We start from the raw sequence: 22,789 nt of genomic DNA, 5'->3' as shown, positions 1-22,789 counted from the left end.
GGAGGACCCCCATGGACACGATCGCGAACAGCACCGTCTCGGCCAGCTCCACGGAGAACTGGACCGACCCCAAGCGCTACCTGTGGCTGATCGGCCTCGTGGTGCCGTCCCTGTTCTTCGTCGGCTACGGCGGGTGGCTGGCCACCGGCGCGCAGCAGTGGTCGGGGCTGTGGTTCTGGGTCGGCCCGGTGGTCGTCCTGGTCGTCGTGCCGCTGATCGACCTGGTCGCCGGCCTCGACCGCTCCAACCCGCCCGACGACGTGATCGAGGCGCTGGAGAACGACCGGTACTACCGCTGGATCACCTACCTGTTCCTGCCGATCCAGTACGTCGCCTTCCCGGCCGCGATGTACCTCATCGTGGAGGGCGACCCCTTCTTCGGGGGCGGCGAGCTCGCGCTCTGGGAGAAGGTCGGCCTGGCCATCTCGATCGGCGTGATCGGCGGGATCGGCATCAACACCGCCCACGAGCTCGGCCACAAGAAGGAGAGCCACGAGCGCTGGCTCTCCAAGATCGCGCTGGCGCAGGTCTTCTACGGCCACTTCTACATCGAGCACAACCGGGGCCACCACGTCCGCGTCGCCACCCCCGACGACCCGGCCAGCGCCCGGATGGGCGAGAACTTCTACCAGTTCTGGCCGCGCACCGTCGCCGGGTCGCTCCGGAGCGCCTGGCGGGTCGAGCGGAAGCGGTACGCCCGCAAGCAGCAGCACCCGTTCCGGATCGGCAACGACGTGCTCAACGCCTGGCTGATGTCGGTCGTGCTGTGGGGCGCGCTGGTCGCCTGGCTCGGAGTCGGCGTGCTGCCCTTCCTCGTGCTGCAGGCGGTGGTCGGCTTCTCGTTGCTGGAGATCGTCAACTTCATGGAGCACTACGGGATGCTGCGCCAGAAGGTCGGCGTCGGGGAGCGGCAGCGCTACGAGCGCGTCGACCCGACCCACTCGTGGAACTCCAACAACATCGCGACCAACGTGCTGCTCTACCACCTGCAGCGGCACAGCGACCACCACGCGAACCCGACCCGGCGCTACCAGGCACTGCGTGACTTCGAGGAGTCGCCGGTCCTCCCGACGGGGTACGCCGGGATGATCGTCCTGGCCCTGGTCCCGCCGCTCTACCGGCGGGTCATGGACCCGCGGGTGCTCGCCCACTACCGGGGCGACCTGCGGCTGGCCAACCTCGCCCCGCGCAAGCGGGACCGGCTGCTGGCGGCGTACCCCCCACCCGCCAGTCAGGAGCTGGTGTCGACCGAGGAGCTGTCGGCGGCGCAGGCCGCCGCGGTCGAGGTGCTGGCCGCACGTTGCCCCGGCTGCGGCTACACCTACTCGGTCGACACCGGCGACGAGCACGAGGGGTTCGCGGCCGGGACGGCGTGGGCCGACATCCCCGACACGTGGTGCTGCCCGGACTGCGGCGTCCGCGAGAAGGTCGACTTCGTCCCGGTCGACCGGGAGTCGGTCTCGTGAGGATCTCCCGATGAAGATCACCGTCGACCGGGACCGCTGCGAGGGGCTCGGGATGTGCGAGGCGATGGCGCACCAGTTCTTCGAGGTGGACGACGACGAGGTCATGCACGTCCTCGACGAGTCGCCGGGGGAGGAGCACCGCGCCACCGTGCACGCGGCCGTCGAGGCCTGCCCGGTGATGGCGCTGACGCTCACGGGCTGACATACCGTGACCGTCGTGAGCACCCGGCCGCCGACGATGCGCGAGCGCGTCATCGACGCGGCCGTCGTGCTCACGTCGGACGTCGGCTGGTCCGCGGTCACCATGGCCCGGCTCGCCGACGAGGTCGGCGTCAGCCGGCAGACGGTCTACAACGAGATCGGCTCCAAGCCGCGGCTGGCCGAGGCGATGATCCTGCGCGAGCTGGACCGCTTCCTGGCCATCGTGACCGTGGCGTTCGACGAGCACCCGGCCGACCTCGTCGCCGCGATCCGGGCGGCCTCCGAGCAGGTGCTGCTGAACGCGCAGGACAACCGGCTGCTGCACGCGGTCGTCTCCGCCACCCACGGCGCGGACACCGAGCTGCTGCCGCTGCTGACCACCCACGCCGAGTCGCTGCTCACGGCCGCCAAGACCGTCGTGGCCGCCCGCGTGGCGCCGTACGACCTCCGGCTGTCGCCGGAGCTCCTCGACGCCGCCATCGACATGGTCGTCCGGGTGGTGCTCAGCCACGTCATGCAGCCCTCGGACACCCCGGCGGCCACTGCGGCGGACATCGCCTGGATCGCCGAGCGGGTGCTGCGGTAGGTGCGGCGGCGGCGGCGGAGTCCCCGGATATCCGGTGACTCCGACGGCCCGGGGCAGACTCCTGAGCCGAGTCCTGCACTTCTGCACCCAGATCTCGGTGCAGAAGCGGCAGGGTCACCGGATATCCGGTGACTCCGCCCGCTACGCCGCCCGCTACGCCGCCCGCTCCGGCGTCCGCGCCCGGGCCAGCTCGACGGCCTCGCGGAAGGCGCGCGCGACGTAGTCGGGGACCTTGAGGCCGCGGGTGCGGGCCCAGAGCAGCTCGCGCTCGACCCGGGAGATCTGCTCGGCGAAGTCCTCGAACCGGTCGGTGATGCCGAGGGTCGTCATCACGTCGCCGAAGTCGGCCTTCTGCTTCTCGTTGTTGGCGCCGACGGGGGCGAAGGACATCCGGCGCATGAGCCGGACCATCCACTTCTGCCAGGCGGCCAGCTCGCCCCACAGGGCCCTCGCGGACAGCTGGTAGAACGCGTAGTGCCCGGGCTCCTGGCGGCGGATCGGGCCGATCACCGTCTTGGCGATCCCGGTCTCGCCCATCTCCATGACGCCGTCGTGCAGGAAGTTGTAGGCCAGGACGGCTGACCGCTCGGTGGCCATGCCGGTCAGGTAGTAGAGCATCCGGCAGACGTCCTGGAAGGCGCCGAGGTGGGCGAGGGCGCCGAGCACCTTGAGCTTGAGGCCGAGGGAGTCGAGGTCGGCGTCGGCCGGCTGACGCCCGAGGTGGACCTGGAGCGAGTCGAGGATCAGACCGTGCCGGATCTCCTGCGGCTGCCACACGTCGGCGTAGAAGACCCGGTCGATCTCGGGTGGGTCGGGGAGCATCGTGGTGAGCTCGAGGACGTTGCGGTCGACCTCGAGCTCGACCCGCGCCATGTAGTCGAGGACGTGCCCGAACCGCGCCTCGAACTCGACCGGGTTGCGCACGCTGTAGTCGACCGAGGCCAGGTCGATCGGGGGGTGCTCGACCGCCAGCCGGTCGACGTGCTCGACGAGCCGTCGCTCGGCCGCTGAGCGGGCAGCGATCGACGTGGACATGACAGTGAAGGTTACCTTTCGTCAGTGGCTCGTTCGGATTCGCAGGCTGTCCGGATGGGTACGCCGCCAGGCCGGGCGGTCATCGCCGCGGCGGTGCTCGGATCCGGGATGGCGTTCCTCGACGGCACGGTCGTCAACGTCGCCCTCAAGACCATCGGCACCGACCTCGACGCGAGCTTCGCCCAGCTGCAGTGGGTGACCAACGGCTACCTGCTCTCGCTGGCCAGCCTGATCCTGCTCGGCGGCTCGCTGGGGGACAGGTTCGGGCGGCGCCGGGTGTTCGTGGTCGGCGTCGTCTGGTTCGCCGCGGCCTCCGCGCTCTGCGGGCTCGCGCCCACCCCCGAGGTGCTCATCGCCGCCCGTGTCCTGCAGGGGATCGGCGGGGCCCTGCTCACCCCGGGCAGCCTGGCGATGATCCAGGGCGCGTTCGCCTCCGAGGACCGGGCACCGGCGATCGGCGCCTGGTCGGGCCTCGGGGGGATCTCCGCCGCCATCGGGCCGTTCGTCGGCGGCGGGCTGGTCGACTACGCCAGCTGGCGGTGGATCTTCCTCATCAACCTGCCCCTCGCCGCGATCACGGTGCTCATCGCGGTGCGGTACGTCCCGGAGACCCGCGACCCGCACGCGTCGAGCCACTTCGACTGGTGGGGGGCCGTCCTCGCGTCGCTCGCGCTCGGCGGGACGACGTACGCCCTGATCGAGTGGGGCGGACCGTCGGCGGTCGTCGCGGCGGTCGTCGCCGTGGTCACCGCGATCGGGTTCGTGCTGGTGGAGGGACGGGTGGCGGAGCCGATGCTGGAGCTCGGCGTCTTCAGGGACCGGACCTTCTCGGCCTCGAACGCGATGACCTTCCTGGTCTACGGCGCGCTGGGCGCCATGGGCTTCTTCGTCACCCTCCAGCTCCAGACGGTGGTGGGGTACGGCGCGCTGGCGGCCGGCGTCGCCTTCCTGCCCATGACCATCTGCATGCTGTTCCTCGCCTCGGCCGGCGGCCGCCTCGCGACCCGGATCGGGCCGCGGCTCCCGATGACCGTCGGCCCGGTGGTGATGGGCGCGGCGACGCTGCTGCTCATGCGGGTCGACGCCGAGAGCGGCTACTGGCTCGACGTGTTCCCCGGGGCCACGCTCTTCGGGCTGGGGCTCTCGGTCATGGTCGCCCCGCTGACCGCCACGGTCCTCGCGGCCGCTCCGGACGAGCATGCCGGCATCGCCAGCGGGGTCAACAACGCGGTCGCCCGGTCCGGCACGCTGATCGCGGTCGCCGCCCTGCCCGTGGCCGTCGGGCTGGGCGGCGGGGACTACGGCGACCCGTCGGTCTTCGACCCGGCGTACGGCACCGCGATGCTGGCCTGCGCGGTCCTTCTCTTCGCCGGGGGCCTGCTCTCCTGGCTGACGATCCGCAACCACGTGCTGGACGCCTCGCCTACCCTTGACGCGGGGGAGTCCGGGGAGGGCTGACGGATGCGGGCACGCGCACTGGTGGTGACGGCGTTGGTGCTGACGCTGACCGCCTGCGGTGCCGAGGGCGCGGCGCCGCCCGACGCAGCACCGTCGCCGTCCGAGACGCCGGCCGCCGACAGCAGCGGGACCCCGTCGATCGACCCCGAGCACGTGATGCCGCCCATCGGGCCGCGCACCGGCGAGGTGGCCAACCCCGACATCCTGATCCAGAGCTCGAGCTCGATCAGCCAGTCCACCATCGACGCGATCCGCGCGTTGGACGGGGTGCGGGGGGTCGAGACCTTCTCGCTGACCAAGGTCCTGATCGAGAACGAGTCCTACAACATCGCGGCCGTCGACCCCGCGACGTACCGGAACTACACCCTGCGCGAGGTGGCCGAGACGCAGGAGGTCTGGGACCGGATCGCCGGCGGTGAGCTCGGGCTGCGGGAGAAGGTCGCCAAGAAGATCCCGCAGGACGAGAACCAGTTCGTCACGCTCGGCAGCACCGACGACGCGCGGGCCGTGCACATCGGCGCCGTCGCGGACACGGTCGTCGAGGTGGACGGCGTCGTCAACGAGACCTGGGTCGACGACCTCGGCATGGTGCCGGACAACGCCGTGCTGATCCGCACCGGGATCAAAGCTCCCCAGACGCTCCGCGAGCCGATCGAGGATCTCGTCGGCGATGCGGGCGTGGTGTCCATGATCGACGCCATCGCGCTCAACGGCCTCGACCCGGACGTCAAGCAGGTCGCGGTCACCACCGGCACCGTCGCCGACGTCGTCGGGGTGTTCCGCTACACCGTGATCGGCGGCGGCCGGATCGCCCCCGAGCCGTCCTGGGTCGCCAGCCACATCGAGACCCGGACCGTCCCGATCCTGGGCGAGGTCACCTGCAACAAGTACCTCTTCCCGCAGCTCATCGCGGCGCTCAACGAGGTGGTGGCCTCGGGCCTGGCCGACGAGATCCACCCAGAGGAGTACGCCGGGTGCTACTACCCGCGGTTCATCGCCGGGTCGACCAAGCTGTCCAACCACTCCTTCGGTCTCGCGCTCGACTTCAACGTCCCGGGCAACCAGCGCGGGACCGTGGGGGAGATGGACCGCGGCGTCGTGGCGATCTTCAAGTCCTGGGGCTTCGGGTGGGGCGGCGACTGGAGCTACACCGACCCCATGCACTTCGAGATGGCCCGGCTCGTCGACCCGCAGAACCCCTGACCGGGATCAGGACCGCGACACGACGATGACCGTCTTGTCACCGGTGCGGCCGACGGCGTGCTCGAACGCCTCGGGCGACCGGCCGAGCGGGAAGCGGTCGCTGACCAGCCCGTCGAGGTCGATGCCCGTCGTCGCGAGCTCGACCGCCTGCGCGTAGGTGTCGTGCATCCGCCTGACCATCGCGAAGGTCAGGCCCTTGCGGCGAGCCGCAGCGGCCGGGAAGGCGGACTGCGGCGTGGACGGGATCCCGCCCAGCGCGACCCGGGCGCCGGGCCGCGCGCACATCACGGCGGTGGCGATCGCGTCGTCCGTCCCGGCCATCTCGACGACGACGTCGACACCGCGCCCCGCCGTCGCCCTCATGACCTCGTCCTGGACCGAGTCCGGCGCCCAGGCCGCGTCCGCGCCGAAGCGCAGCGCGGTCAGGCGGCGGTGCTCGAGTGGCTCGGACACGAGGACCCGTGCCGCGCCCGCGCGGCGGGCGACCGCGCCCGCCAGCACGCCGAGCGGACCGGCCCCGACCACGAGCACGTCGTGGCCCGGCCGGACGTGCGCGTGCTTGACGGCGTGGATCGCGACGCCCAGTGGCTCGAGCAGGGCCCCGGCGTCGTCGCTGAGGCTGTCCGGCAGGGGGACCAGCAGCTCGTCCGGCCAGAGCAGGCGCTCCTGGAGACCCCCGTCGAGGTCCTGGTGGCCGGCGAACCGCACCTCCGGGCAGAGGTTCGCGTGCCCCGCGCGGCACGACTCGCACCGTCCGCACGGGATGGCCGGGTCGACCGCCACCCGCCGTCCGGCGTACGGCCCGTCCAGCGCCACGCCGGCGAGCTCGTGCCCCGGCACCACCGGCGCGTCGATCGAGACCTCGCCGGTGCCGCCGTCGGCGAACCAGTGCAGGTCCGAGCCGCACAGCCCGACCGACGTGACGGCGACGGTGGACCAACCCGCCAGGGGCGCGGGCGGGCCGGCGGACTCCTCGACCCGGAGGTCGCCCACGGCGTGGAGCCTCGCGACGACCTGCATGGTCCTCATCATCACGGCTGGGCGGGTCGCGGTGGGACGAAGGCCTCTGGTGACCCGTCGCCCGGTCGGGTGGTCTGGGGTGGTGGAGGAGGTCCGCAGCCGGGTCGCGCTGCCGCTGTTCGTGGTGTCCTCGGTGCTCCTCGCCGTGGGAGGCGGCCTTCGGCTGGGCGGCGGAGCCGATGCCGCCGAGGTCCTGTGGCTCATGGGGACCGTGGTGGGTCTGGTGGCCTCGGTCGCCGAGACGGCCACGGCGGTTCGCCGCCGGCGTCCCACCGTCGACGTGATCGCCCTGCTCGCCCTGGTCGGCGCGCTCGTGGTGGGGGAGTACTTCGCGGGCGCGGTGATCACCGTGATGCTGGCCAGCGGGCAGCTGCTCGAGGCTCGGGCCGAGGCCCGGGCCCGTCGCGAGCTGCGGCTGCTCCTCGAGCGCGCGCCGCGCACCGCTCGGCGCCGGGTGGCCGAGGGCGTCGAGGAGGTCGACGTCGGTGCGGTCACCCCGGGGGACCGCCTGGTGGTCCGCACCGGCGAGGTGGTGCCGGTGGACGGCCGGCTGCTCACCGCGGCGACCCTGGACGAGTCGGCGCTGACCGGCGAGCCGCTCCCGGTGGAGCGCCTGGTGGGCGAGACGGCTCGCAGCGGAGCGGTGAACGCCGGCGCGCCCTTCGACCTGCTGGCCAACGCGAGCGCCGCGGACTCCACGTACGCCGGTCTCGTGCGTCTGGTGGAGCAGGCCCAGGCGTCGTCGGCTCCCTTCGTCCGCCTGGCCGACCGGCTGGCTCTCCTGTTCGTCCCCGTGACCCTGGTGCTCGCCGGCGGCGCCTGGGCGGTGAGCGCGGACCGCGTCCGGGCCGTCGCCGTGCTCGTCGTCGCGACCCCCTGCCCCCTCCTCCTGGCGGCACCCATCGCCTACATCTCTGGTCTGTCACGGGCCACGCGGGTCGGGGTGGTCATCAAGGGTGGCGGCGCGCTCGAGCGGCTCGCCGACGCCCGCGTCATCGTCTTCGACAAGACCGGCACCCTGACCCGGGGCCAGCCCCAGGTCGTCGAGGTCATCCCGGGAGGGGACGACTTCCCCACGGACCGGCTGCTGCAGCTGGCCGCGTCGCTGGACCAGATGTCGCCGCACGTCCTCGCGACCGCGATCGTGTCCGCTGCGAGCGCCCGCGGGCTGACCCTGGAGATGCCCGAGCAGGTGGCCGAGGAGCACGGGTACGGCCTCAGCGGCCTGGTCGGGCAGCACCGGGTCGCGCTCGGCAAGCAGTCCTGGATCGTCCCCGACCCGGTGCCCGACTGGGTGCTGCGGGCACGGCGCCGGGCCAGCCTGGACGACTCGATGGTGGTGTTCGTCGCCGTCGACGGCACCGCGGCCGGCGCGTTCCTCCTCGAGGACGTCATCCGTCCGGACGCTCCGCGGATGGTCCACGGCCTGCGCGATGCCGGGATCCGCCGCGTCGTCCTGCTCACCGGGGACCGCGCCGACACCGCCGAGACCGTGGGCCGGATCGTCGGGACCGACGCCGTCCGGGCCGAGTGCGACCCCGGCGAGAAGCTCGCGGTGATCACCGCCGAGCGCGAGGGCGGCACCACGATGATGGTGGGTGACGGGGTGAACGACGCCCCGGCGCTGGCCGCCGCCGACGTCGGCGTCGCCCTCGCCGCGAGGGGAGCGACGGCGTCGTCCGAGGCCGCCGACGTCGTCCTCACCGTCGACCGGGTCGACGCCCTCGCCGATGCCATCCTCATCGCCCAGCGATCCCGGCGGATCGCCCGGCAGGCCGTCGGCACGGGGATGGGTCTGTCCCTGGTCGCGATGGTCGCCGCCGCGGCCGGCCTGCTCCCACCGGCTGCGGGCGCGGTGCTGCAGGAGGGCATCGACGTCCTGGCGATCGGACTGGCCCTGCGGGCGGTGCTTCCGGGGCGGACCCACACGGTGACGATGACCCCGGCCGACGTGGCCCTCGGTCGCGAGCTGCACGCCCAGCACGAGGCGGCCCTCCCCGTGGTGGAGGAGATCCGTGCCGTCGCCGACCGGCTCAGCACCGACCAGCCCCAGCTCGCACCGGCGCGCCGGCTGCTGGGGCGCCTGCGCTCGGACCTGCTCACCCACGAGCGCGCCGACCAGGAGCACCTGGTGCCGCTCGTGGCCCGAGCACTGGGCCCGTCGGCGACGTACTCCCTGACCAGGACGCACGCCGAGATCGAGCACCAGGTGGCTCGTCTGGGGCGGCTGCTGGCGGACATCCCGGACGCGGACGTCCAGCCCGAGGACGTCGTCGAGCTCCGCCGGCTGCTGTACGGCCTCTACGGGGTGCTGCGCCTCCACAACGCCCAGGAGAACGAGACCGCCTTCAGCCTGCTGCCCCCGACGGATGGGTAGGTTCTCCGGGTGCGCGCTGCCCAGGTCCTGACCACCACCGGCCCCGCTGACGTCGTCGTGACCGAGGTCGCCGATCCGACGCCGGGCCCCGGCGACGTCCTCGTCGAGGTGCACAGCGTGGGGATCTCGTTCCCCGACCTGCTGCTCTCCAAGGGCGAGTACCAGCTCAAGCCGGAGCCGCCGTTCACGCTGGGCGTCGACTTCGCGGGCACCGTGGCCGACCCCGGCTCGAGCGACCTCGCGGTCGGCGACCGGGTGGCCGGCGTCGGGGGCTGGGGAGGTGCGGCGGAGCTGGTCGCCAACCCCGCGGCGTTCACGTTCCCGCTGCCGGACGCGATGTCGTACGACGAGGGCGCGGCGCTGCCGATGAACTACCTCACCGCGCACTTCGCGCTCGCCGAGCGCGGGGACCTCCGCGAGGGCGAGACGGTCCTGGTGCACGGGGCCGCCGGAGGCGTCGGCACGGCGGCGATCCAGGTCGCCAAGGCGATGGGCGCCCGCACCATCGGCGTGGTGAGCAACGAGACCAAGGCCGAGGTCGCGCGGGCCGCCGGCGCCGACGACGTGGTGCTGCTCGAGGGGTTCAAGGACTCCGTCGGCGGCCTGACCGGAGGCCGGGGCGTGGACGTCGTCGTGGACGTCGTGGGCGGCGACGTCTTCATGGACTCGCTCCGGGTCCTGGGCCCCCAGGGACGCCTGCTCGTCGTCGGCTTCGCGGCCGGCCAGGGGATCCCCGAGGTCAAGGTCAACCGGCTCCTGCTCAACAACATCGACGTCCGCGGCGTCGGCTGGGGTGCCTACGCGATGGCCCGCACCGAGTACATGCAGCAGCAGTGGGCCGAGCTCGTGCCGATGATCGAGGCCGGCTTCGTGAAGCCGCCGATCGGTGCGACGTACGAGCTCGAGGACTTCGGCCGCGCGTTGCAGGACATGGACGACCGGCTCACCCTGGGCAAGTCCGTCGTCCGCGTGCGCTGACGCTCCCGTGAACCCGGCTCATCGCCAGACCCCGCACCGGGTCCGCTTCGACTGGGGCCCGACCGGCGCCGAGGCGATCGCGCCCGGGGCGGACGTCGCAGTGGTCGTCGACGTGCTGTCGTTCACCACCACGCTGTCGGTCGCCGTCGAGCGCGGCATCACGGTCCTGCCCTTCCGCTGGAAGGACGAGCGTGCCGCGGCGTACGCCGCCGAGCGCGACGCCACTCTCGCGGTCGGCCGGCTCGAGGCCCGGCAGCTGTCCGGTTCCGCGGTCAGCCTGAGCCCCGCGGACCTGGCGTCGGTGACCGGCGTCGAGCGGCTCGTGCTGCCCTCGCCCAACGGGTCGTCGATCTCCTTCGGCCTGGCGTCCGGTGGTGCCACCGTGGTGGGCGCCTGTCTCCGCAACCGGTCGGCCGTGGCGCGCCACCTGCGCGATGCCGGGAGCATCGCCGTGGTCGCCGCCGGCGAGCGCTGGCCCGACGGGTCGCTGCGCCCGTGCGTCGAGGACCTGTGGGGCGCGGGGGCCGTGCTCGCGGCCCTCGCCGGCCTCGGCGTCAAGGACTTCAGCCCCGAGGCGCGGGTCGCGGCCGACGCCTACGGGGCGGTCCGGGACGGGCTGCCCGCCGCGCTGGCCGCGTGCGCCGGGGGACTCGAGCTCGCCGGGATCGGGTTCGCCGCCGACGTCGAGGTGGCCGCTGCCGTCGACGTCTCGGACGTGGTGCCGGTGCTGGATCACGACGGCGCCTTCACCCCCGGCTGACATAGGCTCGGCGCGTGAGCATCCTCGACGACGCCCGGGAGGGGATGGACCTCGACGTCCGTCCCCAGGACGACCTCTTCGGCCACGTCAACGGCCGGTGGCTGGCCGAGACCGAGATCCCCTCCGACCGGTCGAGCTGGGGGCCGTTCGTGCAGCTGGCCGACGTCGCCGAGGAGCAGGTGCACCGGATCATCGAGGACCTCGCCGCGAAGGCGACCGACGACACCGACGGCGACCTCAACCCCGACGCCCAGAAGATCGGCGACCTGTTCGCGTCGTTCATGGACGAGGGGCGGATCGAGAAGCTCGGCATCCGTCCGGTGCGGCCGCTGGTCGAGGCGGTCGCGGGCCTGCGCGACGTGCGCGACCTGGCGGCGTTCCTCGGCGAGTTCGAGCGGATCGGCGGGCACGGGCTGTTCGGGTCCTACGTCAACAACGACGACCGGGACTCCGACCGCTACATCTTCCACTTCGTCCAGGGCGGTCTCGGGCTGCCCGACGAGTCCTACTACCGCGACGACAAGTTCGCCGAGATCCGGGAGAAGTACGCCGCCTACCTGGCGACGCTGCTCCGGCTCGCCGAGCACCCCGACCCCGAGGACGCGGCCGCGACGGTGCTGCGGATCGACACCCGGCTGGCCGAGGGCCACTGGGAGCGCGCCGAGACCCGCGACGTGCAGAAGACCTACAACCTCTACACCGTCGACGGGCTGCGCGAGCTCTGCCCGGCCTTCGACTGGGACGCCTACGTGCGCAACCTCAGCGCCTCGGCGTTCGAGGCCGACGAGCTGCTGTTCGAGGTGTGCGTCCGGCAGCCGTCCTACTACTCCCACCTGGCGACGGTGCTGCACGAGGTGTCGATCGACGACTGGCGCGCCTGGCTGCTGACCCACGTGCTGCGCTCCGCGGCGCCCTACCTCTCGACCCCCTTCGTCGAGGCCAACTTCGACTTCTACGGCCGCACCCTCAACGGCACCCCCGAGCTGCGGGCCCGCTGGAAGCGCGGCGTCGCGCTGGTCGAGGGCGCGCTCGGCGAGGCCGTGGGCAAGGAGTACGTCGCCCGGCACTTCCCGCCGACGTCCAAGGCGCTGATGGACGACCTGGTCGCCAACCTGCTGGCCGCCTACCGGCAGTCCATCTCGCGGCTCGACTGGATGACCGACGAGACCAAGGCGAAGGCCTACGAGAAGCTCGACACGTTCCGGCCCAAGATCGGGTACCCGGAGAAGTTCCGCGACTACTCGGCGCTGCAGGTCCGGCCCAACGACCTGATGGGCAACGTCGCCGCCGCCTCGGCGTTCGAGACCGACCGCCAGCTCAACAAGATCGGCTCGCCCGTCGACCGCGACGAGTGGTTCATGCTGCCGCAGACGGTCAACGCCTACTACAACCCGGGCACCAACGAGATCTGCTTCCCGGCCGGGATCCTTCAGAAGCCGTTCTTCTCCCCCGACGCCCACCCCGCCGAGAACTACGGTGGCATCGGCGCGGTCATCGGCCACGAGATCGGCCACGGCTTCGACGACCAGGGTGCGCAGTACGACGGCCACGGCAACCTCAACGACTGGTGGACCGCCGACGACAAGGCGGCGTTCGAGGTCAAGTCCCAGGCGCTGGTCACGCAGTACGACGCGTTCGAGCCGCGCAACCTCCCCGGCGAGCACGTCAACGGACAGCTCACCGTCGGCGAGAACATCGGTGACCTCGGCGGGCTGACGATCGGGCACACGGCCTACGTCATCGCCACCGACGGGACCGCGACCGTCGAGGACCGGCAGAAGGTCTTCATGAACTGGGCCTACTGCTGGCGCACCAAGCGCCGCGAGGAGCAGGAGCGGCAGCTGCTCACCGTCGACCCGCACAGCCCGCCGGAGTTCCGCGCCAACATCGTGCGCAACCTCGACGAGTTCCACGAGGTGTTCGGCACCGCCGAGGGCGACGGGCTCTGGCTCGACCCCGGCGACCGGGTCCGGATCTGGTAGCCCCTTCCCCCCTCGTGGTCAGCGTCACCGTCACCGTCGGCTGATCGGATCGGACCGCGATCATCGGGCGCGGTCGGGCCGTCGGCGGCCAGGCTCGAGCGTGGAAGGGGGACCCCATGATCGACGTGCTCAACCGGCTGGTCGACCTGGTCGAGGAGCGCCTCACCGACGAGATCGACCTCGGCGGGCTGGCGACCGGCCTGGGCACGACCGAGTACCACCTGCGCCGGATGTTCTCGTCGCTGGCGGGCCTGCCGGTCTCGGAGTACGTCCGCCGCCGCCGGATGACGGTGGCGGCGGCCGAGGTGATCGCCGGCGAGGACGACCTGCTCGAGATCGCGGTGCGCTACGGCTACGGCTCGACCGAGGCGTTCGGACGCGCGTTCCGGTCCGTCCACGGCACCTCGCCCGGCGACGTCCGTCGTGACGGTGGCCCCCTCCGCACACAACCACAGCTCAGGTTCCGCCTGACCGTCGAAGGGAGCACCACCATGGACACCCACATCGTCGAACGCCCGGCCTTCCGGCTCGTGGGGCACGCCGCGCGCGTGCCGCTGGTCCACGAGGGCGTCAACCCGCACATCCAGCAGCACGTCGCCGCCATCCCGGCGGAGGAGCACCAGCGGCTGAAGCAGCTGGGCAACACCGCCCCCCAGGGTCTGCTCCAGGTGAGCGACGGTGTCGACCCCGACGCCGTCGAGGGCACCGAGCTGACCTACCTGCACGGCGTCGCGGTCACCGGGGACACCCCGGTGCCCGACGGCCTCGACGAGATCGAGGTCGTGGCCGGTACGTGGGCGGTGTTCCGCACCGAAGGGTCCTACCCGGCCGCCCTGCAGGAGACCTGGGCGGCGACCGCGACCGAGTGGTTCCCCTCCAACCCGTGGCGGCTGAGGCCAGGTCCCTCGGTCGTGGCGGTGCTCGAGCGGGCCGACGACTTCAGCACGGCGACGTGCGAGCTGTGGCTGCCGATCGAGGCCGCCTGAACGGCGTCGGGGCGGCAGGTGAGCGCGGAAACCCCGAATAGCCCACCCGTGCCCTAGGCTGGGTCCTGTTGAAGGGACGGCTCCCGAGTCGTCCTGGCCGCGCAAGAGTCGCGGCTCGTGTCTCGTACTTCCTGGTTTTCGGTTCGCTGGACATCAGCAGCACAGGTGGATGTCTTCAGCAGCCGGAGGGCACACCGTCCTCGGCACCGAACAAAGGAAACGACCATGGCTCAGGGAACCGTCAAGTGGTTCAACGCCGAGAAGGGCTTCGGCTTCATCGCCCAGGACGACGGCGGCGAGGACGTCTTCGTCCACTTCTCCGCGATCCAGACCAGCGGCTACAAGTCGCTCGACGAGAACCAGAAGGTCGAGTTCGACCTCGCCGCCGGCCCCAAGGGCCCGCAGGCCGAGAACGTCCGCGTCTCTTCCTGACTCACCGCGAAGGGCCCCGACCGCAGTCTGCGGTCGGGGCCCTTCGTGCGTCATCCCAGGACGGCAGCGCCGAACTAGGCTGCGCGGATGGGTGACGCCGATCACGAACGCCGGGCCGTGGAGCTCGTGATGGGTTCGCCGCAGTACGCCGAGACACTGGACGCCCTGGTCGAGAGGACCGGTCGCACGCCGGCCGACCTGCGCGCCGACTCGCAGGCCGCGCTGACGGAGATGGCGGCGTACGTCGACGAGTCGGCCTCGCGCGTCTGGGACCGGATGGGTCGGTGGCTGACGCGCTCCTACGAGGTCGACGTCGACGCCAGTGGGCTGAGCGACCTCGCCGAGCTGGGACGCCGACACTCGCTGGTGTTCCTTCCCAACCACCGCTCCTACCTCGACCCGCTGGTCCTGCGGGCGGCCACGGCCGGGCACGGCTTCCCCAGCAACTACACCCTCGGCGGGATCAACCTCGCCATGTGGCCGCTCTCGGAGCTCGGGAAGCGGAGCGGGCTGATCTTCATCCGCCGCTCCACCCGCGACGACCCGGTCTACCCGGCCATGCTGCGCCTCTACCTGGGGTTCCTGCTGCGCCAGCACGCCAACCTCGAGTGGTACTTCGAGGGCGGTCGGACCCGGACCGGCAAGCTGCGACCGCCGCGGATGGGGGTGCTGCGCTACCTGGTCGACGCCTTCCGCGCCAACGGCGAGGGGTCCGACGACGCCTACCTCGTGCCGGTCTCCATCGTCTACGACCAGCAGCACGAGGTCTCGGCGCTGTCCCTGGAGGAGAGCGGTGGGAAGAAGGCGCCCGAGAGCCTGACCTGGCTCTACCGGTTCGCCCGCGCCCAGGGGCGACGCCGCGGTCGCGTGCACGTCCGGTTCGGCCCGCCGCTGTCGCTGCGCGAGGCCCTGACCGACGCCGGGTCGCGCGCCGAGAGCGACGACCTCACCGAGGTGGTGCCGCGGGTCGCGTTCGAGGTGGCCCACCGCATCAACGCCGCCACGCCGATCACCCCGGCGGCGCTGGTGACCTTCGGCCTGCTCGACAACGACGGTCGTGCGATGACGCTGGCCGAGACGCTCGGCGTGCTCGAGCCGCTGGTCGCCTACGTACGCCGCCGCCGGCTGCCGCTGACCGCCGACGTCGACCTGGGGCGCCCCGAGGGCCTGCGCCGGGCGCTGGCGACCCTCGTGCGCGAGGGCGTCGTCGTGGAGTACGCCGGCGGGCTCGAGCCCGTCTACGCGATCGCCCCCGACCGGCAGCACGAGGCGGCGTTCTACCGCAACACCGTCACCCACTACTTCATCGACCGGGCGATCCTCGAGGTGGCGCTGGTCCAGGCCACGGACGAGGACCCGGCCTCGGGCATCGACGTCGTGGCGGCCACCTGGACGCGCGCCCTGGCCCTGCGCGACCTGCTCAAGTACGAGTTCTTCTTCGCGACCAAGGCCGAGTTCGACGCCCGGCTGCGCTACGAGACCGACCTGGTGCGTCCCGGCTGGGCCGAGGAGCGGGCCACACCGGGCGAGATCACCGGGCTGCTGGCCGATTCCCACCTGCTCCTGGCGCACCGGGTGATCGGGCCGTTCCTGGAGGCCTACTCGGTGGTGGCCGACCGGCTGGTCACCCGCGAGCCCGCCGCGCCCCTGGACAGCGACGCCCTGATCGCCGAGAGCCTCGGCGTGGCCCACCAGCGGTGGCTGCAGCAGGACCTGCACTCGCCGGAGTCGATCTCCAAGGACCTCATGGGCGGCGCCCTCAAGCTCGCCGGCAACCGCGGGCTCCTGGGCCCCGGGGGTGACGAGCTCCTCCAAGCGCGTCGACGTCTCGCCGACGAGCTGGCCGCGGCCGTCACTGCCATCGCCGTCGTCCGCTCCCTCGCCCTCGAGGAGCGCGGACTGCCCGGCTCGTCCGGGGGTGCCGGGCCGGCTCCACCGGCTCCCCGATGAGGTCCTCGCGGAACCCCGGGTCGCGGCTCAGCTCGTGCCGATCGCCGGCGACGTCAGTCCCGCGCACCACGCATACACGGTGACCGGGACCGGGGTGTTGCCGCTCGAGTTCCCCAGGAGCAGCCGCCACCGCTCCTGGCCCGGCACCTTGCTGCTGTCGAGGACGTCGAGCGGCTTCTCCCAGAACCCGCTGCCGCCGAGCACGGTCGTGCCCGCGGGGCACGTGACGGTGACCTCGTGGGAGGTCGACATCGCGGGCACGGGCGCGACCGACGGGTTGAACACCCACGAGTAGCCGGCACCGGTGTCCGAGCCGCGCGGACCCACGGTGCCGGACGGGCCCGGCCCGCCGCGGTCCCCACGGACGTTCCCGGCGAAGTCACCCGGCTTCAGCGTCCGGTTCTTCAGGTCCTTCGCCGTGACCGTGCCGTCCTGGATGAGGTCTCCCGTGATCTGGGCGGCGGCGACGGATCCGCCCGCCGCCCCCAGGACCAGGCATGCTGCGGCCACGAGCGTGGCTGCTGTCCGGGTGCTCATGGCCGGGTGCAGACGGCGTGCGGGGTGACGGTGACCTGGAAGTCCGTGGGGTTGGCCACCCGGACCTGCCAGGCGTCGAAGTCGGCGGGACCGCCCGCCACCAGGTTCGCCGTGCCGGCGGGGTCGGACGTGAACGAACCTCCCAGGGCCGTCGTGCCGGCCGGGCAGTCCACGGTGAGGGTCGCCGAACCGCCGGAGCTCAGAACCGCGGGGGAGCCGGTGACGTGCTGGTAGCCGTTCAGGCCCGGAGCTCCCGGCGGTCCGGCCGCTCCTGGGGCTCCGGCGGGCCCGGTCAGTGACTCGACCGTCTTGGTGCTCAGGTCGGAGGTCTTGAGGGACTTGTCCTTGACGTCCTTGGTGGTGACGGTGCCGTCCTTGATGTCCTCGCCGGTGACGAGGGCTCCAGCGACCGCTCCGCTGGTGGTGCCGAGGACCAGGCACGCGGCGGCGACGACCAGCGCAGGCTTCGAGATGTCGATGTGCATGATCCAGTCAAGATCGCCTGGCGTGACTCCGCCATGGCCCGTTCGGGTGACCTGTCCCCTGCTGGTCCTGCCGCACGGGCTCGTCCTCGTTGGAGGTCCGCGAGCTGTCGGTGGTGGCTGGTTGGCTCGACTCATGGCTGAGACGGCGGTGTTGGAGGGGATGGGTGAGGACGATGTCCTTGCCTTTGCCGGTGACGCTGCTGCGCGGGAGCGGGCCGCTCAGGCCGACCAGCTCAGGGGTGCCTACCAGTGGGCGATCCTGCACTCCCCGGGCCGGCTGGACCCGGACCAGGCTGACCGCCCGGGGCGGGAGCGGGCCCGGGCTTATGGCGGTGAGGAGACTCCGGAGGTGACCGAGTTCGCGGCCGCGGCGCTGGGTGCCCGGATGGGGTTGACGACGTTCGCGGCGGGTCAGCTGATGGCCGACGCGTTGGACCTGGCGCACCGGTCGCCGCGGTTGTGGGCGCGGGTGCAGGCCGGTGAGGTCAAGGCGTCGTATGCCCGGTTCGTGGTCAAGCAGACCCGGGGGCTGCCGGCGCAGGAGGCGGCCTATGTCGACGTCGCGGTCGCGGAGTCTGCTGACGGCCGGGTCCCGTGGACCCGGTTCGAGGCACTGGTCGAAGCGGCGGTCGCGAAGGCCAACCCTGCGGTGGCGCGGGAGCAGGAGGAACGCGCCGCGAGGGCGACGTTCGCCAAGAAGCTGCGCGGCGAGGCGCACGGGATGGCGTCGTACCTCATCCGTGGGCCGGTGCCGGTGATCGAGCAGATCGCCGCCGCGGTGGACTCCTACAGCGCCGCGATCGCCGAGGACTTCCCCGACCTGAGCGACGACCAACGCGCCGTCCAGGCCGTGTTGATGCTGCTCACCCCGGGCGCCGACCAGGACCCCAGCACGCTGGCCGACCGTGCGCCGGTGGTGAACCTCTACGTCCACTACTACGCCGGCCCGGACGCAACCGGGATCGCCCGGGTGGAGGGCCACGGCCCGGTGACCGAGGACTGGGTCCGTGACGTCCTGGGCCCCTCGTGCCGGTTCACGGTGACCCCGGTCCTGGACCTGGCCGGGATGGCACCGGTCGATGCCTACGAGGTCCCGGACCGACATCGACAGGCCGCGCATCTGATGACGCCGGCCGACACCTTCCCCCACGGGTCCAGCCTGTCGCGAGGCATGGACCTCGACCACACCAGCGCCTGGGACCCCGAGGGTCCACCGGGCCAGTCAGGGCTGGGGAACTACGGGCCGATGACCCGTAGCCACCACCGGATCAAGACCCACGGCGGCTGGGACGTCAAGCAACCCTTCCCCGGGATCTACCTGTGGCGCGACCCCTACGGCGGCTACTACCTGGTCGACCACACCGGCACCCGAGCACTCACCGGCCGCCCCAACGACCTCCCCCTCGTCGTCGAGATCTACCGCGACCTCCCCGAGATCGAGTGGGCCGCGTAGGCCGCAGGAGAGCTAAACCGCTGGCACCGGCAGTGGCCGGGAGGTCACGCTGGTCCGGTGCCGAGCAGCGACTACTGGGACGCCGAGACGGCGGCGCACTACGACGAGAGCTCGGCGTTCATGTTCGCGCCGGACGTCCTCGACCCGGCCGTCGACCTCCTCGCCAGGTTGGCCGGCGACGGACCGGCGCTGGAGCTCGCCATCGGCACCGGCCGGGTCGCCATCCCGCTGACCGACCGCGGGGTGCCCGTGACCGGCATCGAGCTCTCGCAGCCCATGGTCGACGAGCTGCACAGGAAGCGCGCGGACATCCCGGTGGTCGTCGGCGACATGGCCACCAGCCGCGCGCCGGGCGAATTCTCGCTCGTGTACGTCGTCTGGAACAGCATCGGCAACCTCCGGACGCAGGCCGAGCAGGTCGCCTGCTTCGCCAACTCCGCACGCCACCTCGCTCCCGGCGGTCGCTTCGTGGTCGAGCTCGGCGTCCCGGCGATCCGGCGGTTCCCACCCGGGCAGGAGGCCGTGCCGTTCCACGTCGGCGAGCGCCACGTGGGCTTCGACACCTACGACATGACCACCCAGCAGGGGACGTCCCACCATTACACCCGGCAGGCGGACGGCTTCGTGGAGTACGGCGCGAGCAACTTCCGCTACATCTGGCCCGCGGAGTGCGACCTGATGGCGCAGCTCGCGGGCATGGTGCTCGAGAGCCGGTTCGCCGACTGGGTCGGGAGCCCTTTCACGAACGACAGCGAGAGCCACGTGTCGGTGTGGCGCACGCCAGCCTGATCACGGCGGGCCTCGGGGTCAGGAGTGCGGTGGTCGCTCACCCAGCGTCCGCACCAGCTCCAGGGCCTCGGCCGCGGTGAGTCCGAGGGCCTTGGTCTCGGCCAGGTAGGCGACCGCGGCCGCCTTGGCCCTGCTGACGACCTCGTCGCCCGTGACGAAGCTGCCGTTCCGGCCCCGGGTCTCGATCACGCCGGACTGCTCGAGCTCGCGATAGGCGCGTGCCACCGTGCCCGGCGCCACCGCCAGGTCCTCGGCCAGCCGGCGTACGGTCGGCAACCGGTCGCCGGGCTGCAGGGCACCGGAGTCGACGTGCCCGGCGATCTGCGAGCGGATCTGCTCGTACGGCGGGGCAGCGGCGACGCCGTCGTCGAGCTCGAGGTCGAGCACGCTGAGAGCCAGCCGGGCTAGGCGCCCGGGTCGGTGCCGGGGGCCTGCTCTTCCAGGGCCAGGGCCACGCGCCGATCGGGGTCGTCGGCCATGCCGCGGTAGTAGATCTGGGTGAAGCTGCCCTTGCGGGACAGGAGCCGGGCGGGCACGCCGAGCACGACGCCCCGGGGCGGCACGTCGCGCAGCAGCACGCTGTTGGCGCCGACGGACGCGTCCGAGCCGACGTGGATCGGTCCCGCGATGACCGCACCCGGGCCGACCCACACCCGGTCGCCCAGGATCGGGGTGTCGTCGTGGGCGGGACCGTCGCCCTGCAGCCCCTGGCCGAGCGTCACGCTGTGGGAGATGGTGCAGTTGCGGCCGATGCGGGCCGGACCGATCACGATGTGGCCGTCGTGGGGGATCATCAGGCCGGGCCCGATGTGGGCGTGCGGGTCGATCTCGACGCCCGTGACCATGCTGAACAGCCGCTGACCGATGAAGGAGACGCCCCCCAGCACCCTGCCGACGAGACGGGGCCGCACCCGGGTCAGGAGGAGATGGCTGAGCCGGTAGTTCGCCACCGCGGCGACCTTCAGCGACAGGGGCACCCGCAGCCGGGCAAGGACGCGCGACAGCCCGTCGCGCTCGGCGGCGGCAACGTACCGGTCGATGTCCTCGCTGATCGCGTCACGCAGGCTCGCGCCCTCGCAGACGCAGGTGGCCGGCATGTCTCCCCCTTCGGGCCTCACCAGTCAGATGATTTCTCGGCGAGCCCCCGTCATTGTCGTCCACGACCCGACCGATTCGCCGCACACCCGTGCAGGTAGCCGCCTAGAGTCGTCACAGGGGGGTGGCAGCGGGCTGCCCTGGAGAGCTCGTCGTGACCGGTGGTCACGACGAATCACGGGAGATGGCGTGGAAACACAGGTCAGGCGGCAGCTGGTCGACTTCGTGGTCACCAACTACCTCTTCGGGGACGAGTCCCGGGCGCCGCAGGAGGACGACTCGCTGGTCGAGGGCGGCATCATCGACTCCACCGGCCTGATGGAGCTGATCGAGTTCCTGGAGTCCCAGTTCGAGATCGAGGTCGCCGACGAGGACACCGTGCCCAGCAACCTCGACACCGTCGGCAACCTGACCCGGTTCGTGCTGCACAAGCAGGGCCACGCCCCGGCCACTCCGGCAGAGACCGGGGAACGGCTCCCGGGGTGAACGCCGGCGCCAACGCCGCCGACTACCTGCTCGAGCAGGGATCCGAGGGCGACGTCGCCCTCGTCGACGGCGGCCGGCACCACACCTACGGCGAGCTGCGCGCCGCGTCCGGGGTGCTCGCGGCCGAGCTGGCGGCCCTCGGGCTGCCAGCGGGAGCTCGGGTGGGCGTGCTCGGCTCCAACTCCCTGTTCTGGGTGGCCGCCTACCTCGCGGCCATCAAGCTCGACCTGGTCGCCGTCCCGTTCTCCGACAAGCTCACCCCCGCCGACGTGAGCCGCAACGCGCGGCTGGTGCGGCTCGACGTCGTGCTCGCCGACCGGCGCACGCTGCGCAGGTTCGACTCGGCGTTCGGGGCCGAGGTCCCGGTCCTGACCGACGAGGCACTGACCGCCCCGCGTGACCCGTTCTGGCCGGACAGCACCACGGATCCCGACGGGGACGCCGTGCTGATGTTCACGTCCGGTACGACGGCGACCCCGCGGGCGGTGCGGGTGACGCACCGCAACATGCGGGCGAACACGGACTCGATCGTCGACTACCTCGGCCTGCGCCGCGACGACCGGGCCTTGGTCATCCTCCCGTTCTCCTACTGCTACGGCGCGTCGATCCTGCACACGCACCTGCGCGCCGGGGCCCGGGTCGTGCTCTGCCACTCCTTCGTCTACCCCGAGACCGCCATCGAGCTGCTGGACAAGGAAGGGTGCACCGTGCTCGCGGGTGTCCCGTCGTCGTTCCAGCTCCTGCTGCGGGCCAGCACCTTCGCCTCGCGCAGGTTGCCGTCGCTCCGGCTCGTCCAGCAGGCGGGGGGCAAGCTCTCGCCGGTGCTCATCGAGGAGCTGCGGGCCGCCCAGCCGCAGGCGGAGCTGTTCGTGATGTACGGCGCGACCGAGGCGACCGCCAGGCTGTCCTACCTGCCACCCGAGCGGCTGGGCGACAAGCTCGGCTCGATCGGGCGTGGCATCCCCGGTGTGGAGCTGAGGGTCCTCGACGAGCAGGGCCGACGGGTGGCGCCGGGCGAGCGCGGCGAGATCTACGCGCGCGGCGACAACATCAGCCCGGGCTATCTCGACGCCCCGGAGGCGACCGCCGCCAAGTTCACCCCCGACGGGTTGCGGACCGGCGACGTGGCGGTGGTCGACGACGAGGGCTTCATCTTCATCGTCGACCGGGTCGCCGACTTCATCAAGACGTGGGGCCACCGGGTCTCGAGCCAGGAGGTCGAGGCCTGCGCGCTGCGGCTCGACGGCCTGGTGTCGGCCGCCGCGGTCGGCGTCCCCGACGAGGAGGCGGGTGAGGCGGTCGCCCTGTTCGTCACCCTGGCGCCCGGGGCGGACGTGGGCCCCGAGGAGATCCGGTCCTTCATGCGCGCCCAGCTGCCGAAGCACATGGTGCCGAGCACGGTCGTGATCCTGGACGCGCTGCCCCTCACGGCCAACGGCAAGACGGCCAAGGCCAGCCTGCGCGAGCTCGCGTCGGCGCCCGACCCGGTGGGGCACGGCGTTGGCTGAGG

Annotated in this window: 22 protein-coding genes; 16 read left to right on the top strand and 6 right to left on the bottom strand. The window is 72.2% G+C overall.

Annotated features, from left to right (window positions below; all coding sequences use genetic code 11):
• Positions 1-11: 11 nt before the first annotated feature.
• Genes JHD21_RS21865 through JHD21_RS00460 form a run of 3 tightly spaced genes read left to right on the top strand, consistent with a single transcriptional unit; the run spans position 12 to position 2,253 of the window.
• Positions 12-1,466: a fatty acid desaturase gene (locus JHD21_RS21865; RefSeq protein ID WP_365695253.1), complete on the top strand. Its 1,455-nt coding sequence runs from the start codon at positions 12-14 to the stop codon at positions 1,464-1,466.
• A 10-nt stretch (positions 1,467-1,476) separates the two neighbouring features.
• Positions 1,477-1,668, top strand: a complete 192-nt coding sequence (locus JHD21_RS00465) for a ferredoxin (protein WP_292670768.1) — start codon at positions 1,477-1,479, stop codon at positions 1,666-1,668.
• 15 nt (positions 1,669-1,683) lie between these two features.
• A complete protein-coding gene (locus tag JHD21_RS00460) occupies positions 1,684-2,253 on the top strand; it encodes a TetR family transcriptional regulator (protein WP_292670767.1) in 570 nt (189 codons plus the stop codon).
• Positions 2,254-2,406: 153 nt separating this feature from the next.
• Here JHD21_RS00460 and JHD21_RS00455 read toward each other — a convergent pair whose 3' ends face one another.
• Entirely contained in the window at positions 2,407-3,288 is an 882-nt protein-coding gene (locus JHD21_RS00455; RefSeq protein ID WP_292670765.1) for a GTP-binding protein LepA, read from the bottom strand.
• A 54-nt stretch (positions 3,289-3,342) separates the two neighbouring features.
• Here JHD21_RS00455 and JHD21_RS00450 point away from each other — a divergent pair, with 54 nt between their 5' ends.
• A complete protein-coding gene (locus JHD21_RS00450) occupies positions 3,343-4,746 on the top strand; it encodes an MFS transporter (protein WP_292670764.1) in 1,404 nt (467 codons plus the stop codon).
• A gap of 3 nt (positions 4,747-4,749) precedes the next feature.
• Positions 4,750-5,949: a M15 family metallopeptidase gene (locus JHD21_RS00445; RefSeq protein WP_292670762.1), complete on the top strand. Its 1,200-nt coding sequence runs from the start codon at positions 4,750-4,752 to the stop codon at positions 5,947-5,949.
• A gap of 6 nt (positions 5,950-5,955) precedes the next feature.
• Here the strand turns inward: JHD21_RS00445 and JHD21_RS00440 are convergent, their stop codons facing one another.
• On the bottom strand, positions 5,956-6,969 hold the full coding sequence (locus JHD21_RS00440; protein ID WP_292670759.1) for an alcohol dehydrogenase catalytic domain-containing protein: 1,014 nt from the start codon (positions 6,967-6,969) through the stop codon (positions 5,956-5,958).
• Positions 6,970-7,051: 82 nt separating this feature from the next.
• On the opposite strand from JHD21_RS00440, the gene JHD21_RS00435 reads away from it, so the two are divergent.
• The 7 genes from JHD21_RS00435 (at position 7,052) to JHD21_RS00405 (ending at position 16,434) form a co-directional block, all read left to right on the top strand.
• On the top strand, positions 7,052-9,346 hold the full coding sequence (locus tag JHD21_RS00435) for a heavy metal translocating P-type ATPase (RefSeq protein WP_292670758.1): 2,295 nt from the start codon (positions 7,052-7,054) through the stop codon (positions 9,344-9,346).
• Between the two features lie 9 nt (positions 9,347-9,355).
• A complete protein-coding gene (locus JHD21_RS00430; protein ID WP_292670757.1) occupies positions 9,356-10,324 on the top strand; it encodes an NADPH:quinone oxidoreductase family protein in 969 nt (322 codons plus the stop codon).
• Positions 10,325-10,331: 7 nt separating this feature from the next.
• Positions 10,332-11,084: a 2-phosphosulfolactate phosphatase gene (locus tag JHD21_RS00425; RefSeq protein ID WP_292670756.1), complete on the top strand. Its 753-nt coding sequence runs from the start codon at positions 10,332-10,334 to the stop codon at positions 11,082-11,084.
• A gap of 14 nt (positions 11,085-11,098) precedes the next feature.
• Complete coding sequence (locus JHD21_RS00420) at positions 11,099-13,066, top strand: M13-type metalloendopeptidase (protein ID WP_292670755.1); 1,968 nt, start codon at positions 11,099-11,101, stop codon at positions 13,064-13,066.
• Positions 13,067-13,182: 116 nt separating this feature from the next.
• Positions 13,183-14,052: an AraC family transcriptional regulator gene (locus tag JHD21_RS00415; RefSeq protein WP_292670754.1), complete on the top strand. Its 870-nt coding sequence runs from the start codon at positions 13,183-13,185 to the stop codon at positions 14,050-14,052.
• 225 nt (positions 14,053-14,277) lie between these two features.
• Entirely contained in the window at positions 14,278-14,484 is a 207-nt protein-coding gene (locus JHD21_RS00410; protein ID WP_292670753.1) for a cold-shock protein, read from the top strand.
• Between the two features lie 87 nt (positions 14,485-14,571).
• A complete protein-coding gene (locus JHD21_RS00405) occupies positions 14,572-16,434 on the top strand; it encodes a 1-acyl-sn-glycerol-3-phosphate acyltransferase (RefSeq protein WP_292670752.1) in 1,863 nt (620 codons plus the stop codon).
• A 27-nt stretch (positions 16,435-16,461) separates the two neighbouring features.
• Here the strand turns inward: JHD21_RS00405 and JHD21_RS00400 are convergent, their stop codons facing one another.
• The gene (locus JHD21_RS00400; protein ID WP_292670751.1) at positions 16,462-16,971 is read right to left on the bottom strand and encodes a hypothetical protein; all 510 of its coding nucleotides are present in this window, start codon (positions 16,969-16,971) and stop codon (positions 16,462-16,464) included.
• Entirely contained in the window at positions 16,968-17,456 is a 489-nt protein-coding gene (locus JHD21_RS00395; protein WP_292670750.1) for a hypothetical protein, read from the bottom strand. Before JHD21_RS00395 ends, JHD21_RS00400 begins: the two co-directional genes overlap by 4 nt.
• Before the next feature lie 133 nt (positions 17,457-17,589).
• Between JHD21_RS00395 and JHD21_RS00390 the strand changes: the two genes are divergently transcribed.
• Positions 17,590-18,909: a DUF222 domain-containing protein gene (locus JHD21_RS00390; protein ID WP_292670749.1), complete on the top strand. Its 1,320-nt coding sequence runs from the start codon at positions 17,590-17,592 to the stop codon at positions 18,907-18,909.
• Positions 18,910-18,966: 57 nt separating this feature from the next.
• Entirely contained in the window at positions 18,967-19,698 is a 732-nt protein-coding gene (locus JHD21_RS00385; protein ID WP_292670748.1) for a class I SAM-dependent methyltransferase, read from the top strand.
• Positions 19,699-19,716: 18 nt separating this feature from the next.
• Here JHD21_RS00385 and JHD21_RS00380 read toward each other — a convergent pair whose 3' ends face one another.
• Positions 19,717-20,085 (bottom strand): GntR family transcriptional regulator, encoded by a 369-nt coding sequence (locus JHD21_RS00380; protein ID WP_292670746.1) that lies wholly within the window; start codon positions 20,083-20,085, stop codon positions 19,717-19,719.
• A gap of 17 nt (positions 20,086-20,102) precedes the next feature.
• On the bottom strand, positions 20,103-20,795 hold the full coding sequence (locus JHD21_RS00375) for a DapH/DapD/GlmU-related protein (RefSeq protein WP_292670745.1): 693 nt from the start codon (positions 20,793-20,795) through the stop codon (positions 20,103-20,105).
• Between the two features lie 187 nt (positions 20,796-20,982).
• Between JHD21_RS00375 and JHD21_RS00370 the strand changes: the two genes are divergently transcribed.
• Together JHD21_RS00370 and JHD21_RS00365 are read left to right on the top strand one after the other, a co-directional pair.
• Positions 20,983-21,279, top strand: a complete 297-nt coding sequence (locus tag JHD21_RS00370; RefSeq protein WP_292670744.1) for an acyl carrier protein — start codon at positions 20,983-20,985, stop codon at positions 21,277-21,279.
• The gene (locus tag JHD21_RS00365) at positions 21,276-22,787 is read left to right on the top strand and encodes an AMP-binding protein (protein ID WP_292670743.1); all 1,512 of its coding nucleotides are present in this window, start codon (positions 21,276-21,278) and stop codon (positions 22,785-22,787) included. The genes JHD21_RS00370 and JHD21_RS00365 overlap by 4 nt, the downstream gene beginning before the upstream one ends.
• Positions 22,788-22,789: the final 2 nt, after the last annotated feature.

Source organism: Nocardioides sp. (assembly GCF_016462705.1).
GTDB lineage: Bacteria > Actinomycetota > Actinomycetes > Propionibacteriales > Nocardioidaceae > Nocardioides.
Note: the sequence above shows the minus strand (reverse complement) of the source record. Positions and strands in the feature narration are given on the sequence as shown.